The 17745-nt window shown below is 69.7% G+C and carries 17 protein-coding genes; 11 read left to right on the top strand and 6 right to left on the bottom strand.

The features are described from left to right. Positions 1-157 precede the first annotated feature (157 nt). The 5 genes from E6W39_RS09835 to E6W39_RS09815 all read right to left on the bottom strand — a co-directional run bounded on the left by E6W39_RS09835 (position 158) and on the right by E6W39_RS09815 (position 3495). Positions 158-709: a hypothetical protein gene (locus tag E6W39_RS09835; RefSeq protein ID WP_141633213.1), complete on the bottom strand. Its 552-nt coding sequence runs from the start codon at positions 707-709 to the stop codon at positions 158-160. A 245-nt stretch (positions 710-954) separates the two neighbouring features. Beyond that, positions 955-2100 (bottom strand): hypothetical protein, encoded by a 1146-nt coding sequence (locus E6W39_RS09830; protein ID WP_141633212.1) that lies wholly within the window; start codon positions 2098-2100, stop codon positions 955-957. Between the two features lie 39 nt (positions 2101-2139). Continuing rightward, positions 2140-2343 (bottom strand): DUF397 domain-containing protein, encoded by a 204-nt coding sequence (locus E6W39_RS09825; protein WP_141633211.1) that lies wholly within the window; start codon positions 2341-2343, stop codon positions 2140-2142. A 119-nt stretch (positions 2344-2462) separates the two neighbouring features. Beyond that, positions 2463-2672, bottom strand: coding sequence for a DUF397 domain-containing protein (locus tag E6W39_RS09820; RefSeq protein WP_141633210.1), 210 nt, complete (start codon positions 2670-2672; stop codon positions 2463-2465). A gap of 10 nt (positions 2673-2682) precedes the next feature. Then, positions 2683-3495 (bottom strand): helix-turn-helix domain-containing protein, encoded by an 813-nt coding sequence (locus E6W39_RS09815; protein WP_141633209.1) that lies wholly within the window; start codon positions 3493-3495, stop codon positions 2683-2685. A gap of 120 nt (positions 3496-3615) precedes the next feature. Between E6W39_RS09815 and E6W39_RS09810 the strand changes: the two genes are divergently transcribed. From E6W39_RS09810 to E6W39_RS09800, 3 genes are all read left to right on the top strand, one after another. Continuing rightward, positions 3616-3879, top strand: coding sequence for a hypothetical protein (locus E6W39_RS09810; RefSeq protein ID WP_141633208.1), 264 nt, complete (start codon positions 3616-3618; stop codon positions 3877-3879). Positions 3880-3961: 82 nt separating this feature from the next. Further along, positions 3962-4183, top strand: a complete 222-nt coding sequence (locus E6W39_RS09805; protein WP_141633207.1) for a hypothetical protein — start codon at positions 3962-3964, stop codon at positions 4181-4183. Between the two features lie 54 nt (positions 4184-4237). Further along, positions 4238-4447, top strand: a complete 210-nt coding sequence (locus E6W39_RS09800; protein ID WP_141633206.1) for a hypothetical protein — start codon at positions 4238-4240, stop codon at positions 4445-4447. A 164-nt stretch (positions 4448-4611) separates the two neighbouring features. Here E6W39_RS09800 and E6W39_RS09795 read toward each other — a convergent pair whose 3' ends face one another. Then, entirely contained in the window at positions 4612-6051 is a 1440-nt protein-coding gene (locus tag E6W39_RS09795; protein ID WP_228718635.1) for a cellulase family glycosylhydrolase, read from the bottom strand. Between the two features lie 490 nt (positions 6052-6541). Between E6W39_RS09795 and E6W39_RS09790 the strand changes: the two genes are divergently transcribed. The 8 genes from E6W39_RS09790 (at position 6542) to E6W39_RS09755 (ending at position 17744) form a co-directional block, all read left to right on the top strand. Further along, positions 6542-6997, top strand: coding sequence for a hypothetical protein (locus tag E6W39_RS09790; RefSeq protein ID WP_141633204.1), 456 nt, complete (start codon positions 6542-6544; stop codon positions 6995-6997). Between the two features lies 1 nt (position 6998). Then, entirely contained in the window at positions 6999-7076 is a 78-nt protein-coding gene (locus E6W39_RS44015) for a pentapeptide repeat-containing protein (protein ID WP_141637640.1), read from the top strand. 30 nt (positions 7077-7106) lie between these two features. Continuing rightward, positions 7107-8261 carry a sensor histidine kinase gene (locus tag E6W39_RS09780; protein ID WP_228718049.1) on the top strand — a complete coding sequence of 385 codons (1155 nt, stop codon included), beginning with the start codon at positions 7107-7109 and terminating at the stop codon, positions 8259-8261. 21 nt (positions 8262-8282) lie between these two features. Continuing rightward, positions 8283-8891, top strand: coding sequence for a response regulator transcription factor (locus E6W39_RS09775; RefSeq protein WP_101383363.1), 609 nt, complete (start codon positions 8283-8285; stop codon positions 8889-8891). Positions 8892-9053: 162 nt separating this feature from the next. After that, positions 9054-13160, top strand: a complete 4107-nt coding sequence (locus tag E6W39_RS42755) for a choice-of-anchor D domain-containing protein (protein ID WP_141633203.1) — start codon at positions 9054-9056, stop codon at positions 13158-13160. Between the two features lie 127 nt (positions 13161-13287). Beyond that, complete coding sequence (locus E6W39_RS09765; RefSeq protein WP_141633202.1) at positions 13288-14544, top strand: glycosyltransferase; 1257 nt, start codon at positions 13288-13290, stop codon at positions 14542-14544. A gap of 21 nt (positions 14545-14565) precedes the next feature. Beyond that, positions 14566-16200, top strand: a complete 1635-nt coding sequence (locus tag E6W39_RS09760) for an ArnT family glycosyltransferase (protein WP_141633201.1) — start codon at positions 14566-14568, stop codon at positions 16198-16200. After that, positions 16197-17744, top strand: coding sequence for an ArnT family glycosyltransferase (locus tag E6W39_RS09755; RefSeq protein ID WP_141633200.1), 1548 nt, complete (start codon positions 16197-16199; stop codon positions 17742-17744). Before E6W39_RS09760 ends, E6W39_RS09755 begins: the two co-directional genes overlap by 4 nt. The last annotated feature ends 1 nt before the right edge of the window (position 17745 follow it).

Below are 17745 nucleotides of genomic sequence, written 5' to 3'. Positions count from 1 at the left end.
GGATTACTACCCGCGCTGCCCGACGTGGCATGCCCGCCCCACCCGTGCCCGCCCGCCCGGTACAGGAACTCCCGCTGGAAGAAGGGGTCTTGGACCTGGCGGATCCCTTCGACGGCGCCGCCCGCCGCCTCGCGGGCGCGCTTGGCATCGGCGCGTGTCAAGCGACTGCTTCGCCGCGGCGGCGCCTGTAGTACGCGTACGTCACGGCCAGGAGAAGTGGGCCCCACAGAGTCAGTGGGAGAGTGGCCACTGCTGCAAGCGCCTTCCACCATCCATTCGAGTACGGGACCTGGGCCACCCCAGCGATGTGGAGGAAGCCAAGAGGCAGCGGATCCCACAGCGCGATCAGCGCCAGACCGCCCAGAGTGGCCGGGATGATCGCAGCGAGCGGTGGAATGCGCTTGCCTCCGATGATCGGGAGCCATGAGGGCCCCACTTCGCCCCACCGGGCCACCAGGCCGAAAGAGAGATAGGCCAGTCCCTCGGAGAGAACGCTGAGTCCGAAGACATACAGGATCACCCACCAGTGCCATGTCTTGTGGACCGCGTAGACCTGGCCCATCTCGTAGTCGAACGCGAACGGTAGCCGCCACAGGCACGCCGGGAGGATGACGAGAGGTATGAGCCGGGCGCAGCGGATGGCCCACCTTGGGACGGGCCGCGCGGTGTCACCGACCAGCGGGGAGGGATGAAGCGTCTTGAATCTCATGAGTCGATCCTCGTTGCTCGGTGAACGCCCGGGATCCGACCCAAGACCGGTTCGGTGGTCATCTCTGCGATGGGCATCGATCCCCCGCGCGGGGGAGCCCAGGCGAACCGCTACACATCGCCGCTGGTCGCACGTCCGCCCCGCCGCTTGATCGAGCGTCCCCGATCGCCGCAGCTGATTGCACGTCACCCCATTTACAGCTCTTGACGACTACTCCAGCCGACGTGGACATCCGGCTGCCTCCACTACGGCAGCTTGACGGCAACGGGAAGGTCGCGTCTGACGCAGGCTGCCAGGGCCGTGCGGGCGGCTTGAGGGCGGGGGGTGTGCGGGCTTTCGAGTTGTTCGGCGATGGCGTCGTCCCAGGTGGCCATCTGACGCAACGCCGTGTCCAGGGCGTCGGTGTCCTCACCGAGCAGGGCGGCCGCCAAGGCGAGTGCATCGGCGCGGTCGGTGCCTTGGGGCGCCGGGATGTCGGCCAGGCGGGGACGCACGAGGGATGCGGTCTGAGCCGGGCAGAAGGCGGCGAGTGCCACGAGTACGAGGCGAGCGGCGTCGCTCTCGCGCTCCCAGAGCGGGACGAGACGCGGAACCTGTGCCACAACGGCGTCCCGCAGACGCGTGAAGTACCGGAGTTCGACCCGGCCACCCATCGCACTCCAGTCGGCAAAGCCGGCGATCGCAGCGTCCAGTTCCGAGGCGAAGCCGAGCAGCACGTGGAGCAGGCTCGCTCGGGCACCGGGCGAAAGGGCCTGCGAGCGGGCAAGTTCGGCCAGGTAAGGGATGATCAGCACCGCACCGTCGTCCCGGGTGGGCATGTGGTGCGCCATCCTCACCAGGTCCGCCAGGAACTCCCGGGTGCCCTCGCCGTCTTCTTCGAGCCCCTCGGGGGACGCGTCGTCCATGAGGAACTCGAGAAGGTGGGGCGCGGCGGCGGGTGTTCCGTACATCCGCTTCGCAACGGCGACCGCCTCGCGGATCTCCGTCCCGGGGTTGCCGAAGTACAGGCCCTCCCACTGCGGCGCACGCGGCGGCAGTGGCCGCGGGCCCGGCAGCGGGTCGGGGAGCGCGATACGGGCCGTGGCGTCCTCATGCACGAGTCCCTTACGGGAGAAGGCAGGTACACCGCCCGCCGAACTGTAGAGGTGCGTGAGCAGGGCGCCGCCCCGGCTGCGGGCCAACGCTGCGAGCCCGCGCTTCTCGTGCTGCACGAGAGGCACCAGAAGCTCCGGCCCCTCCTCGGGCACCGGGTAGACGGCAAGGGAGGCGACGTCCCACAGCCCCTCGCCCTCGCTCGCCCGAACCGCTACCAACCGGCATCCCGCGTCCGACAGTTCCCGAGCGACATCGCGGGCCACCGCTTCCCGTGGGAAGACCAGCACGCTGTACACACCCATGTCCATGCCCTGCATCATTCCGAGGGCAGCGCATCAGGTGGTGGCAAGGGTGCCGTTCTTGAGTTCGGCGACGAAGGCGGCGAAGGCGTCGCGGGGGAAGGTGAGGGCGGGGCCGGCGGGGTTGGTGGAGTCGCGGACGGGGACGGTGGTCGGGAGGCTGGGGGAGACCTCGACGCAGCTGCCGCCGTTGTTGCTGCGGGAGGACTTGAACCAGGTGGGGGTGGGGGCGTGGTTCATGGGTGAACGTCCTTTCGTGGCGCGCGGATCGGGCCGACGTTCGGGTTGGTAACCGGTGTGCGGGCATGGGAAACCCTCTGGTCCTGGCGGGCCAGAGGGTTCGGTGTCCCGAGGGTGCGTCAGATGGTGTTGTTCTTGACGCCGGTGACGAAGGCAGCGAAGGCCTCGGGGGTGAAGACCAGGGCCGGGCCGGTGGGGTTCTTGGAGTCGCGGACGGGAACGACACCGGTGATGTTCGCGGCGACCTCTACGCACGTCCCGCCGTTGTCGCTGTACTTGGACTTGAACCAGGCGGCGCCTGAGAGGTCTACGTCGAGCGGGCGGGGCATGGCGTTCCTTTCAAGCTTTGCGGAGCACTTCCAGGGTCGCGCCCTTCGATAGGGCTTCCACCTGCAGGTGATGGTACGCCCTCTCCCAACTCCGAGCAGTCTTGACTTCGCGTTCCAGGAAGCCGCGCAACTGGCACTCCGAGTAGGCCAGCACCGAGCGATCGGCCAAGGTCAGCAGTGTGACGGTCTTCGAGAACGGCAGCTCCTCGGCGAGGCTGAACGGTGCGATCTGGATCGTCACGTTGGGCCGCTCCGACAGCTCCTCGATGCGCCGGAACTGACGCCGCATCACGGCCGGTCCTCCGACCGGGCGCCGGATGGCCCCCTCGTCCAGGACCACGTGCAGCAGCGGGCCGTCCGCGCGTTCCAGGCGGCGCTGACGGGAAGCCAGGAACTCCAATCGCTCCTCCGCTTCCTCCTTGGTGACGCTGCCCCGCCGCACCGCCGCCATGGCGAAGGCCTTGGCGTACTCCGGGGTTTGGAGTAGCCCAGGGATGATCCCAAGCTCGAAGTGACGGATCTCCGCCGCCTTGGCCTCCTGGGCCGCGTACTCCGGGAAGCCTTCGAGCAGCGCCTTGTGCCTCAGCGACCACCACATCAACTCCAGCGTCCCACCCGTGAGCAACGCCTTGTCCGACTTCACGGCGAAGTCGTAGGAGGGATTCCTCGTCGCCCGTTCGACGCACGAGATGAACGTGTCGCTGTACCCGATCTGCTTGCCGAAGGTCACCTGCGAGAGCCCCAGCGCCTCTCGCGACCTGCGCAGCTGCACGCCGAAGGCGGCGCCGGGGCCGGCGGAGGGGTCAAGTTCGGTGCGCCGCATGGTCGATCACCCTTTCGGATCTGAGTCCCCCTTGGAGCAAGTGTCAAGTGCGGGGGCCTTTCGAGCGTAGCTCCATTTGCCGATGCTGTTACTGCTCGATCACAGAAAGGAGCGACCGCGATGAGTGTGCACCCCAACCCCTCGCACCCTCCCCGGGCGCTGTACGCCCCCCAACTCGGGGAGCTCGTCCGGGATCTCACCACCGGACGGGTCGGGACCTATATGGGCCCCGGTTACGAGAAGCACCCCACCGTCTACCTGCGGCCCCCGCGCGGTGGGTACGAGTGGGAGGTCCCCGCGTCGGAGATCGAACCCGTCCATGACGAGCCCAAGTTGGGCCCGGTGACCCCCACGGTCAGGACGAACTCCCAGGTGGCGCCGTGACCAGTCCCATCCGCCCCTCCCGCACCACCGGCGGGCCGGTCCTCACCACGGCGGAAGGCTGCCGCATCCGAAAGGACGGGCGGTGACCAGAGGTTGGCAGATCCCCGTGCCGCCCATCACCAAGTGGCGGCCGGGTCGTTGTCACTGCTGCGGCCGCCCCACCCTGGTCGCCCCGGGGCCGGTGGTCACCGTCGAAGGTGGTGCCCAAGTCGCCGTCCCCTGGTGCTTGTTCGGCTTCGAGCGTGCCAACCGCATGCTGCGCCGCGCCACCCTGGGCGGCGCGGCGCCCCGCGACCTGACCTGACTCACCTCACTCATCCCCAATTCTCAAAACCTTGTACGAAAGGCAGCCCCCGCGATGAGCACCCCGAGCACCCCCGAGCCCGGCTACACCCTCGACGACCCGTTCGACCGCCACGCAGCGCTCGCCGACCTGCGTGCCCTCGGCCGCAGGCTCGACGCCCTGGCCGTCGAGAAGGGCGCCTGCCCCGAGATCGACGACACCCTCGCCGCGATGAAGCAGCTGCACGCCCGCATCACCTCCGACCTCGCCGACCCCACGCCCTGATTGCCGCTGAGCGCGTTGAACTCGCCGTGTCGGCCCGCCACCCGGGCCGACGCGGATTGCCGATGAGGCAGGTCCTCGGAGATCCTCGGCGGCTGAAGCTCAATGCCTGGGGCGGCCCGCGATGACGCGGGCCGCCCCAGACACACGGCCTCAGCCGTTTCCGGTCACCGTCGCGTCACGGTCACCTGCACGGTGTCCTGCCCGGGGATGGTGGTGAGTTGGAGTACCCGGGCATCGGGTGACGACACGACGTCGGCGCCCTGGCTCTCGACCCGGTAGCCGCCGGGGTAGTTGCTCGCCGGCAGGTACACCTCGGTGCGGGCGCCACCGGCGAACGGTTGGCCGGAGTCGGCGCGGCGGGCGCTGTACCGGAGGGTGAACGTCCCGGTCGCGGTGTCGTAGTGCCACTGCTGCGGGGTGCCGGCGATAGCCTGTGGATAGGGCCGGACGATCGCCGGGTCCATCAGGTTGGGGCCGGTCGGAGGCTTCTGGGGGTGACTGGGCGTCTGATTCTGCGCCGGGGACCAGAACGTCCAGGAAGCCATGTGGTCGTCGAACCGATCCGCGAGACTGGTGAGCTTCGCCGAATCCGTGGTCGCGCCGAACTCGGTCACCACCCCGACGGCACCGTCGGCGGCGGCGCGATCCAATCCGTTGGTCACACAGGTGTCGACCTTGCCGAAGCAGTAGTCGTGGAAGCTCATCCCCGCCTTGGGATCGCCGGTCGGATTCGGCATCCAGTCCGGCGTGCCGAAGTCGTTGGTCAGGGCGGGCTCGTAGAACAGCAGGTGCTTCCGGTCGACTCGGCGGATGGCGTTCATGGCTTTCGCTTCGAACGGCGCGAGGACGTCTTCCTCGAACCGAGGGCAGCCCTTCGGGAAGCACGTCGGGTAGTCCCAGCCGGGCCACGGCTCATTGATCAGGTCGTAGCCCAGGACGTGCGGCTGGTCGGCGAAGCGTTGCGCGACGTGCGCCCACATGGCCGCATAGTGTTCCTGCACCCCGACGCCGTCGGGCGCGGCATGGTCGTGCCAGAAGTTCGCCCACGTTTCGTTCTGTGCGGGGCTCGTGAAGTAGACCGCTGGAAAGCCCGGATTCGGCTGCACCGGCAGGCCGTCGGGGAACACCGCCCACTTGGGGAACCCGCTCCAACTCGCGCCCACCGATTCGTTGAACGCGTCCTGATGGGAGTCGACCAGGCTGTAGATGTGGTACCGGGCCAGCAACTTCTGGGTCTGCTTGATCTGCTCGATGTAGTTGTCGTCGTAGACCCCGGGCTGCGGTTCGACCGCGTTCCACGCGAAACCGAGCCGCACCGCGTTGAAACCGTTCTCCGCCAGGAACTGGGCGTCCTTCTCGCCGAAACCTCCCGCTGCGGGGAAGTAGGGCGGGTACTTGTAGACCAGATTGACGCCGTGCAAGGAGACCACCCGACCCTGCTCGTCGGTGAGCCAGCGGCCCGAGTGCCCCAGTTCGGGAGCCGTCGGGGTCGCCGTGGCCGGTGTGGTCACTCCCAGCACCAACATGGCCAACCCGAGGCATCGCGCTGTCGAGGGCATGATGGTCATTACACAAACCTTTCGACGAGTATGCGACGGCGGCATTTCCAAGGCTGATGTGAAATGCTATCCACCGTTCACCGGATTCGATCGCGACACCCCGCTGAACATCGAGGAGGGCGGAGGCCGAGCGCGGGAACATCCCGGGAGTCGATGCTCGAAGGGCTCGCCACCGCGGCCCGCAGGGGCAAGCGCGACGGCCGACCGCCACCGGGTCCGAGGTGCCGTGAATGTGCGGATGCATCGCCGGGATCGAGGTACCCGGCAGCTTCCCAGGGATCAGCCTCGAATGTCATCATTGGCCCGCCCAACTCGGGCTGGGGGAGATGTCGTTGTTACTGACATGTTGGTGACGAGCCGTCAGTAGGGTCAATCGGCAAGGTCGGCGGGGGCATGAGCTTTCGAGCAACCTTGGGCTGGTGAGCCGTCAGAGGCGCTGTGACGTAACGCGTGCTTCCCCCAATGACAGTTGTCATGAAGCTCTCGTGTAAGAGCACACTGCACGGTTGCCCTGCCCACAGCCAGGATGGATGCCATGACCTTCAGCAACACCAACAAGAGCAGCCAGACCAGCCCGAGCGGCCAGAACGGCCTGAGCCACCCGGACACGGTTCGCGCCTTCCGTACCGTTCGGCAGCTGGTGATCGCCTACCTCGGGCTGAGCCTGGTCACCCTTGTCGTCATCTTCGCCATGCACAACAACCACTCCATGGTGAACCAGGCGGTCACCAGTCGGGGGATCGGCGTCGCGTTCAGTGCCGCTCTGACGTTCTTCTTCACCAACCGGGCGGCCGCCGGGTCGCGTGGGGCGTACCGGCGGCTGCGGTTCCTGTCGCCGATCCTGGTGGTGGTCGTCGCGGTGATCGTGACGCTGCCGGGGACGTACCCGCTGTGGATGAAGATCGAGCAGGTTGCCTGCGGCCTGCTGCTGCTGGGCGTGGCCGTCGTGACCAACGGCCGGCACCTGCGCGAGCTGTTCGCGCAGCTGTGACCTGAGCAGTCGTGACCTGAGTGGCTGTGACCTGAGTGGCTGTGACCTGAGCAGCTGTGACCTGAACCGAAGGCCGTAGGCCAGCCCAGGCAAGAGAGGCGATCCGAGCGTGAACGGCGACGGCCCGCAGCACCAGGCCCCCCAGAACCACGTGCAGTCCGCAACCGAACCCCCACCCCGCGACCCGGCGCGCTGGGCGCAGGGCTGGCGGCGGGTGATGCTGGCCAACGGGATGCTGGTCTACCCGGGGCTCGCCGCGGCCGGGGTGTCGCAGTACGCCCACGGGGCCGGCGCGGTCGCGGGGTACGTGATCGTCAGCGTCTTCGGCGCCGTCTACCTGGCGGCCGCGGCTGCGATGGCCGCTTGCCGGCAGCGGCAGTCCACGGCACTGCTGGGGGTCATGGCGGCGCTGTTCGTCGCCGCGCTGCCGTTCGCCCATGAGGACGCCTTCTTCCTGGCCACCGTCATCGTCGCGTTCTTCGCCGTGTTCCGGCGGCGGTACGCCTCGCACGCCATGGTGGCCGGAACGCTCGCCGCCCTGCTGGTGCCCTGGGCGGTGCGCCCGTGGAACAGCGGCCCGGCGGTGTTCCAGGCGCTGGCGCTGTTCTTCACCGCGCTGGTGGCGGGCGCGTTCTCAGAGATCGCCGCCACCAACCGGGCGCTGGTGGCGGCCCGGGCCGAGGTGGCCCGGCTGGCGTCGGAGGCGGAGCGCAACCGGATCGCCCGCGATCTGCACGACCTGCTCGGCCATTCGCTGACCGCGATCACGGTGAAGAGCCGCCTGGCGCAGCGCCTCACACCCAAGGCCCCGGATGAGGCGCTGGCGGAGATGGCGGCGGTGGAGGGCCTCTCCCGGCAGGCGCTGGCCGATGTGCGGGCGGCGGTCTCGGGCTACCGCGAGGTGACGCTGGCCGCCGAGTTGGCGCGGGGCCGCGAACTGCTGCGGGCGGCGGGGGTGGTGGCCGATCTGCCGACGACCACCGAGATGGTGGCCGCCGCCGATCGGGAGCTGTTCGGCTGGGTGGTGCGGGAGGGGCTGACCAATGTGGTGCGCCATGCCCGGGCGACCAGGTGCACGGTGGCCGTCACCGCCTCCTCGGTGGAGATCGGCGACGACGGGGTCGGCGACGACGGGGTCGGGGGTGCGGCGGCCGGGAACGGCAAGGGGCTGACCGGGTTGCGTGAGCGGGTGGCGGCTGCGGGCGGTACCGTCGAGGCCGGTCCGCTGGACCCACACGGTTGGCGGTTGCGGGTAGCCCTGTGATCTCGGCAGGAGAGGCGCGGTATGACGATCCGTCTGTTGCTGGCGGACGACCAGGAGCTGATCCGCACCGCGCTGCGGGCGCTGCTCGACCTGGAGGACGACTTCCGGGTGGTGGCCGATGTGGGCCGCGGTGACCAGGTGGTGGACGCGGCCCGCGAGCACCGCCCGGACGTGGCGCTGCTGGACATCGAGATGCCGGGGCTGGACGGGCTGGCCGCCGCCGCGGTGCTGGCCGAGCAGTTGCCGGACTGCAGGGTGGTGATGCTGACCACCTTCGGGCGGTCGGGCTACCTGCGGCGGGCGATGGAGGCGGGCGCGGTGGGCTTCGTGGTGAAGGACGCACCGGCCGAGGTGCTGGCGGATGCCATCCGGCGGGTGGCGGCGGGGGAGCGGGTGGTGGATCCGGAGCTGGCCGCGGCGACCTTGGCGGCGGGGGCGTCGCCGCTCACCGCCCGGGAGCGGGACGTGCTGAACGCCTCCCGTTCGGGCGCCGGCGTGGCGGAGATCGCCGGAAAGCTCTACCTGTCGGAGGGGACGGTCCGGAACTACGCCTCGTCCGCCATCGCCAAGACCGGCACCCGCAACCGCACGGAGGCGCTGCGGGTCGCCGACGAACGAGGATGGCTCTGACCAGCGGCGTCCTCCCAGTGATGGGACCCCATGCTACATTTCCCCACTGATTGTCTAAGAGTTGACCAAACGTCATACACATGATCTGACGAATCGCTAGCTTGGGCTCCTCTGCACAGTCGTCCGGACTTCTGCACGTCCGGACTCAGGGGGGTTCCACAGATGAAAGCACTGCTCAGCCGTGCCCGCCGCCGTACCGGCGCCGGGCACCGCACCACCGCCGCGCTGCTCAGCACGGCCCTGCTCGCGCTCGGCACCACCGCGCTCGCCCTCACCGGGCCGATGGCCGCGCACGCCGACTCCAACACCATCTCGGTCGACAACTACCGCACCGGCTGGGACCAGAACGAGCCCGGCCTGACTCCTGCCCAGGTCAGCTCCTCCGACTTCGGCCAGCAGTTCTCCAGCGCGGTCGACGGCCAGGTCTACGCCGCACCGGTGGTGCTCGGCAGCACCGTGATCGTGGCCACCGAGACCAATCACGTCTACGGCATGGACGCCACCACCGGCGCCGTCAAGTGGACCGACACCTACGGCGCACCCTGGCCGGCCTCGGGCGTGACCACCCCGGGCGCCAGCTGGTCCTGCGGCGACCTGGCCCCCTACATCGGGATCACCTCGACCCCGGTCTACGACCCGGCCAGCGGCTACCTCTTCCTCACCTCCAAGGAGGACGGCGGCCAGTACCACCAGTCGCCGCTCTGGAAGATGCACGCGGTCAACCCGGCCACCGGCGCCGAGAAGCCGGGCTTCCCGGTGGTGATCGGCGGCTCGCCGGGCAATGACCCGAGCGTGGTGTTCAACCCGGTCGAGGAGGGGCAGCGGCCGGGGCTGCTGCTGTTGAACGGCGTGGTGTACGCGGGCTTCGGGTCGGTCTGCGACGTCGGCGCCTGGCGCGGCTACGTTGCGGGCGTCTCCACCGCCGGCACCCAGACCGCGCTGTGGGCGGACGAGACCGGCACCGCCAACCACGGCGGCGGCATCTGGGATTCGGGCGGCGGCCTGGTCGCCGACGCCCAGGGCCACATCATGTTCTCCACCGGCAACGGCGTCTCGCCGCCGCCCGGCCCGGGCAGCAACCCGCCCAGCACCATGTCCGAGTCGGTCATCAGCCTGGGCGTGCAGTCCGACGGCTCGCTGAAGGCGACCGACTACTTCAGCCCGTCCGACGCCACCATGCTGGACACCAACGACCGCGACCTGGGCTCCGGCGGCGTGATGGCCATCCCGGACGGCTACGGCACCTCCGCCGTACCGCACTTGGCGGTGGAGGAGGGCAAGGACGGCCGGATCTTCCTGCTGAACCGGGACAACCTGGGCGGCCACTCGCAGGGCCCGAACGGCACCGACGCCAACGTGCAGACCTTGGGCCCCTACAACGGCTGCTACTGCCACCCGGCGTTCTGGGGCGGTGGCAGCGGCTACGTCTACTACTCCGGCAACGGCGGCCCGATGCAGGCCTTCAAGATCGGCACCGCGGGCAACGGCACGCCGGCGCTCGCCCTGGTCGGCCAGGGGAGCATCAACTTCGGCTATCTGAACGAAGGTTCGCCGATCGTCAGTTCCGTTGGGACCACGGCCGGTTCGGCCACCGTCTGGGTCGAGAAGGCCAACGACATGTACGGCAACGGCGGCACGCTGTACGCGTACAACGGCACGCCGAACGCCGACGGTTCGCTCAGCCTGCTCTGGTCCGGTCCGATCGGCACCGCGAGCAAGTTCACCACCCCGACCACCAGCAACGGCCACGTCTACATCGGCACCCGGGACGGGCACCTGCTGTCCTTCGGCCGCCCGGCGGCCTCCGCGCTGACCGGCTCCCCGGTGGCGGTCGGCTCCGTCAACGTCGGCTCCCGCGGCTCCGGCACGCTCACGGTGACCGCCACCCAGGCGCTCACCGTCAACGCCGTCAGCACCGCCGCGCCGTTCGCGGTCACCGCGCCGACGCTGCCGCACACCATGGCCGTCGGTGACACCCTGTCGATTCCGGTCAGCTTCACCCCGACCGCGGCCGGTGCCACCTCGGGCATCGTCAACCTGGCCACCAGCGTGGGCACGGTGGGCTTCTCGGTGACCGGCTCCGGTGTGAAGGCCGGTTTCGCCACCGCGCCGTCCAGCGTCAGCTACACCAACCAGCCGACCGGGGTGCCGGATTCGACGAGCGTGCAGTTCACCAACACCGGCACCGGCAGTGAAACGATCAGCGCGATCGGCTCGCCCGCCGCGCCGTGGACCGTCAGTGGGGCGCCGGCCGTCGGCACGGTGATCCAGCCCGGCGGCTCGTTTATCGCCAGCATCACCTACAACCCCACGGTGGCCGGCACCAACAACGACAACTTCTCGGTCACCTCCACCTCGGGCACCTTCACCGTGCCGCTGACCGGCAGCGCCATCACCGGGCAGGGGCATCTGACCATCACGCCGAGCACCCTGGCGTTCGGGTCGATCCCGGTCGGCACCAGCTCCCAGCAGTTGAGCTTCACCGTCACCAACGACGGCAACATCCCGGTGACGTTGAACAAGGCCAAAGCGCCGGTCGGCACCTTCAGCAGCCCCAACGCGATCGCCGAGGGCACCGTGATCGGCCCCGACCAGTCCATCGCCGTGCCCGTGGTCTTCTCGCCCAGCACCGCGGGCCCGCTCGCGGACAGCTACGAGGTCACCGGCAACACCGGGCAGGGCGACATGTTCGTCCAGCTGACCGGCACCGGACTGGCCAACCTGCCGTCCCCGCCCACCGGTTGGCAGACCAACGGCAGCACCACCCAACCGGGCCCCGGCACCCTGCAGTTGACCGCCGCCACCGGCAACCAGTCCGGTTCCGCCTTCTACACCTCACCGGTCGCCACCGACGGCCTGACCGCCTCCTTCACCGCTCAACTGGGCGGCGGCAGCGGCGGTGACGGGATGACCTACGCCCTGGTCGACGCGACCAAGGGCAGCGCCACCGCCACCGGGGTGGCCGGCGGCGGGCTCGGCTTCTCCGGACTGCCCGGACTCAGCGTCGACCTGGTCAGCTCCTGGAGCGGCCAGACCGGCATGGGCAACTTCGTCGGGATCGCGGCCGGGCCGGGCAGCGGCCACGACAACCTGACCTACCTGGCCTACGCCAAGGCGCCCGGCAATCTGCGCACCGGCACCCACACCGTCGCCGTCACGGTGGCCGGCGGGCACGTCAAGGTGTCGCTGGACGGCACGGCGCTGCTGGACTACGTGCCGACTGCCGGGACCATCCCCGCCAGCGCCTACGTCGGCTTCACCGGTTCCACCGGCGCGTCCACCGACGTGCACGCGGTCAGCAACGTGGTGATCACCCCGCCCGGTGCGGCGACCAGCGGCCCGCAGCCGCTCACCGCGACGCCGTCCGCCGTGGTGTTCGGCTCGGCGACCGTGGGCAGCACCGCGAACCAGTCGGTGACGCTGACCAACAACGGCACCGCCACCGAGACGGTCAGCGCGAGCAGCGCCCCGGCCGCCCCGTTCGGCGCCACCCTGCCGAGCAGCGGCACCGCCGTGCCGGTCGGCGGCCGCATCACCGTTCCGGTCACCTTCACCCCGACCCTGACGGGCGCTCAGAACAGCACCTTCACCATCACCACCACCAGTGGCACGGTCACCGTCTCGCTCTCCGGCACCGGACAGCCGGCCGCCACCAGCGGTGGCACCCTGCCCGGATTCACCGACAGCTCCTGGCAGTTGAACGGCGTCGCAGTGGACAACGCGGGCACCGTCAATCTGACCACCGACGGCCAGCACTCCGCTGCCGGGTCGATCGTCAACACCAAGGCGGTGTCTCCACTCGGCCTTCACGCCACCTTCACCGAGCAGATCAGCGGCACCAGCAGCTCACTCGGTGACGGCATGACCTTCTCGCTGCTCGACGCCTCCAGCAACAGCGCCGGCGCGCTGGGCAGCGGCGGCAGCGGGCTCGGCGCCGCCGGGCTGAACGCCGTGGTCACCGGGCTCTGCGTGTTCGGCAACTTCGGGGCCAACGGCCCGGTGCTCGGTGTCGGCACCACCGCGGCCGGCAGTTCCGGAATCACGCCATTGATCGCCGACACCAACATCCCGGCCCTGCAAGGCAGCAGTCACCAGATCGACATCACCGTCACCACCGCGAGCCACCTGGTGGTGAAGATCGACGGCACCCAACAGGTGGACGTGCCGGTCACCTTGCCCAGCAAGGTGCTCGCGGCATTCACCGCAGGTGTGGGTGCCTCCTCCGACACTTTCGCGGTCACCGCGCCGACGATTGCGTACACCTCCTGATCTGTCCTGAACCAAGCCGTTACGGGCGAGTCAAAAGCAGGTGAAACCGCCCCCCTGCACTGAACCTTCGTCAATAATCCAGTGTCGGACCGGGATTCGACCGGTTCGTGCTGGGGGGACATTTTTCATGATTTCAGCAGTCATAGTGCTGTGCTCACTCATGCTCTTCGCCGTTGCGGTATTCACCCTGTGGTGGATGCTGCACGCGTGGCGCACACCCGAGACGCTCGCCGCAACCAAGTTCGCCGACCCCGACGGGACCGGGGCGCTCTCCTTCTCGCTGCTGGTGCCGGCCCGCCACGAGCAGGCCGTCCTGGAACGCACCGTGCTGCGCCTCCTGGAGTCCACGCACCCGGACTTCGAGGTGATCGTGATCGTCGGGCACGACGACCCGGACACCGCCGAGGTGGCGCACCGGTTGGCCGCGCTCCACCCGGAGCAGGTCTTCGTGGTCACCGACACCCACGAGAAGAAGAACAAGCCAAAAGCGCTCAACTCGGCGCTGCCCACCTGCCGGGGGGACGTGGTGGGCGTCTTCGACGCCGAGGACCAGGTCCACCCGGACCTGCTGTCGCACGTCGACCACGCGTTCCGCGACACCGCGGCCGACGTGGTGCAGGGTGGCGTGCAACTGATCAACTTCCACTCCAGCTGGTACAGCCTGCGCAACTGCCTGGAGTACTTCTTCTGGTTCCGCAGCCGGCTGCACCTGCACGCCGCCAAGGGCTTCATCCCGTTGGGGGGCAACACGGTCTTCGTGCGCACCGACCGGCTGCGGGCCAACGACGGCTGGGACCAGAACTGCCTGGCCGAGGACTGCGACCTGGGGGTGCGGCTGTCCAGCCAGGGCGCCAAGGTCGTGGTGGCCTACGACTCCGCGATGGTCACCAAGGAGGAGACGCCGGACTCGGTGGTCTCCCTCTTCAAGCAGCGCACCCGGTGGAACCAGGGATTCCTCCAGGTGTACCGCAAGCGGGACTGGCGTTCGCTGCCCAGCCTGCGGCAGCGGCTGCTGGCCCGCTACACCCTCGCCACGCCGTTCGTGCAGGCCTTCTCCGGCCTGCTGATCCTGGTCGGGGTGGCGGTCGCGCTGTTCAGCTCGGTGCCCGACGTGGTGGCGCTGATCTCCTTCTCGCCGCTGATTCCGATGGTGGCGATGTTCGCTTTTGAAGCCGTAGGACTGCACGACTTCGGCAAGCAGTACCAGTTGACGATCAAGCCGTCGCACTATCTGAAGCTGATCATCGGCGGCCCGTTCTACCAGCTCATACTGGCCGGCGCGGCGATCCGCGCGGTCTGGCGCGAGCTGCGCGGGCGCAAGGACTGGGAACTCACCCGCCACGTCGGCGCCCACCTGGGCGTCGAAGCGGGCACCGCTTCCTGACCCGGGGGAGGAAGAAACCCGATGGCGACTGTCGTAGCGACAGTTCTGGATGAAGAACGCCCAGATCCGATCTCCGAGCCGGCCGCGACCGACCCCCGCGGCCGACTCTCCCAACTGCTTGCCACCCGACCGGACTTGGTGATCACCGCACTGCTGGTGGTCGCCGTGGTCCTGGTGCAGGGCCTGAACATCGACAACTTCCCCACCGTCAGCGACGACGAGGGCACCTACCTCGCGCAGGCCTGGGCGATCCAGCACGGCAAGGGGCTCGCGCACTACAGCTACTGGTACGACCACCCGCCGCTGGGCTGGGTGCAGATCGCCGCGCTCTCCTGGATCCCGGCGCTGATCTGGCACGGCCCCCTGGTGGTGATGCACGCCCGGGTGATCATGCTGCCGGTGAGCGCGGCCGGCACCGCCCTGACCTACCTGGTGGGCCGCCGGATCAACCTGCCGCGCTGGGCCGCCGCACTGGCCGCCGTGGTCTTCGGGCTGTCACCGCTCTCGGTGACCATGCAGCGCGAGATCTACCTGGACAACTTCGCCGCCGTCTGGATGCTCGCCGCCTTCGCCTGCGCGCTCTCACCACGCCGGCACCTGTGGCACCACATCGCGGCCGGACTGTGCGCCGCCGTCTCGGTGCTCTCCAAGGAGACCATGCTGATCACCGCGCCGGCCCTGGTGATGGCCGTCTGGCGCGGCACCGACAAGGCCACCCGCAAGTTCTCGCTGGTCGGCTTCTTCATCGCGTTCTCCACCATCGGCGCCCAGTACCTGCTCTACGCGGTGCTCAAGGGCGAGCTCTTCCCCGGCGCCGGGCACAACTCGCTGATCGGCGCACTCCAGTACCAGCTGGGCCGCGGCGGCTCCGGCAACATCCTCAAGGCCGGGTCGGTCTCCAACATGACCCTGCACTGGTGGCTGGTGCGCGACCCGCTGCTGATCTACGCCGGGACGGCCGCCGCGCTGGCCGCCCTGGCGGTCCGCCGGCTGCGCGAGATCGGGGTGGCCGCCGTGCTGCTGGTCGCGGTGGCGATGCGGCCCAACGGCTACCTGCCCGCGATGTACGTGATCCAGGTGATCCCGTTCTTCGCGCTGGCCATCGCCGGGATGGCCGACACCGGCGTGCGCGGCCTGCTGCGGCTGCGCTTCGGAGTGCTCGGCCGGCTGGACTGGCTCGGGCTCGGCCGGTGGAGGCTGGGCCCGCGCGACCTGGTCGCCGTGCTCGCCATCGCCCTGGCCGGCGTGGTCGCACCGCAGTGGGAGGCCGGCGACGAGACCGCCGACACCGCCTACTCCAACAACGAGTACGTGGCCGCCGCCGACTGGATCCGCGCCAACATCCCCGACCCCGCCCACCAGCGGATCGTGGTCGACGACGCAATGTGGCTCGACACGGTGCGGGACGGCTTCCAACCCGGGCTCGGCGCCATCTGGTTCTACAAGGTCGACCTCGACCCGGCCGTCACCCGCACCCTGCCGCACGGCTGGCAGGACCTCGACTACGTGGTGCTCACCTCGATCATCCGGCAGGACCCCAACGGCCTGCCCACGGTGCGCGCCGCCATCGCCCACTCCACCACGGTCGCCACCTTCGGCACCGGCCAGCAGCAGATCACCATCCAGAAGGTCGACCACACCGGGAGCGGGCAGTGACCGCCATCGACGTCCTGTCCGTCTACGCCGTGCCGCAGCGGCGGGCCGGGCGGGTGCGCAGCGCGGTCGCCGACCGGCTGCCGCTGATCGCCATCCTGCTGGTGCAGTGCGCGCTGGCCTACCGGCTGGCCAACACCGCCTTCGAGGACGAGGCGCTGTACGCCTACGCCGGACACGGCGAACTGGGCCACCTGCTGCACGGCACCCCGGTGGGGGACAACTACGCCTCGTACTTCTCGGGCATCCCGGTGCTCTACCCGGTGGCGGCGGCCGTCATGGACGACGCGTTCGGCCTGGAGGGTGTGCGGGCCTTCAGCCTGCTGATGATGCTCGGCGCCACCGCGCTGCTGTGGACCACCACCCGGCGGCTGTACGGCAAGCCGGCCGCCGTGATCGGCAGCACCCTGTTCGCCACCAGCGCGCCCACCCTGTTCCTCGGGCGGCTGGCCACCTATGACGCACCGTCAATCCTGCTGCTGGCCCTGGCACTCTGGTGGACGGTGCGCACCGCTCACCGCCCACCGCTGCTGGTCATGCCCGCCGCGCTGCCGCTGGTGCTCGCCTGCGGCGTCAAGTACGCCTCGGCGCTCTACCTGCCGACCGTGGCACTCGCCGCCTTGCTCACCGTGCCCGCGCTGGGGCTCAGTTGGCGGCGCGGAGTGCTGCGCGGTGCGCTACTCGCGGCGGGCACGGGCGGGTTGGCGGCGCTCGGGCTGGCGCTGGCCGGGCCCCAGGTGCGGGCCGGGCTCTCCCAGACCACGGTCAACCGGGCCGCCGGCGGCGAACCGCTGGCCAACATCGTGCGGTTGTCGCTGGTCTGGGGCGGCTGGGTGTTCGTGCTCGCCGTCGTCGGAGTCGGGTTCCTGCTGCACCGGCGGCGCTCCTGGGCGCCCGCACTGCTCGGGGCGCTGCTGGCCGGCACCGCGCTGCTCGCCACCGTCTACCAGGCGCACCTGGGGACCTGCGTCTCGCTGCACAAGCACATCGGTTTCGGGCTGCTGTTCGCGGCACCCGTGGCCGGCGCCGGGCTGGCCGGGCTCTCCGGCCTGCCCGCCTTCCGGGGCGCCCTGCCGCTGCTGCGCCGCGCGGTGCCGGGCGTCGCGATCGGCGCCTGCGGGGTGCTCGCCCTCTACGCCGGGCACGCGGCCGGCCCGATGTACGAAGGCTGGCCCGACTCGTCCGGCCTGGTCAGCACGCTGCGTCCGCTGGTCCACCCCGGGCAGGACCGCTACCTGGTGGAGGAGGACGAGGTGCCCCGCTACTACCTGCGCGACCAGTCGCAGCCGCAGCAGTGGCTCAACACCTACTTCTTCCAGTACGGCGACGCCAGCGGGCACCAGTTGACCAACCTGCCCGCCTACCGCGCCGCCATCGCCGACCACTACTTCAGCCTGGTCGTGCTCGACGACGGGCCGACCGCCGCCCTGGACAAGGAGTTGACCACCACCCTCAAGGCCCCCGGCAGCGGCTACCGCCTGGTGGCCACGCTGCCGGCCGAAACCAGCCACGGTGAGCAGGACTACACCGTCTGGCAGCGGAGTTGAC

The sequence above is a fragment of the Kitasatospora acidiphila genome, from assembly GCF_006636205.1.
Lineage (GTDB): Bacteria > Actinomycetota > Actinomycetes > Streptomycetales > Streptomycetaceae > Kitasatospora > Kitasatospora acidiphila.
This window is presented reverse-complemented; position numbering and strand designations above follow the sequence as displayed.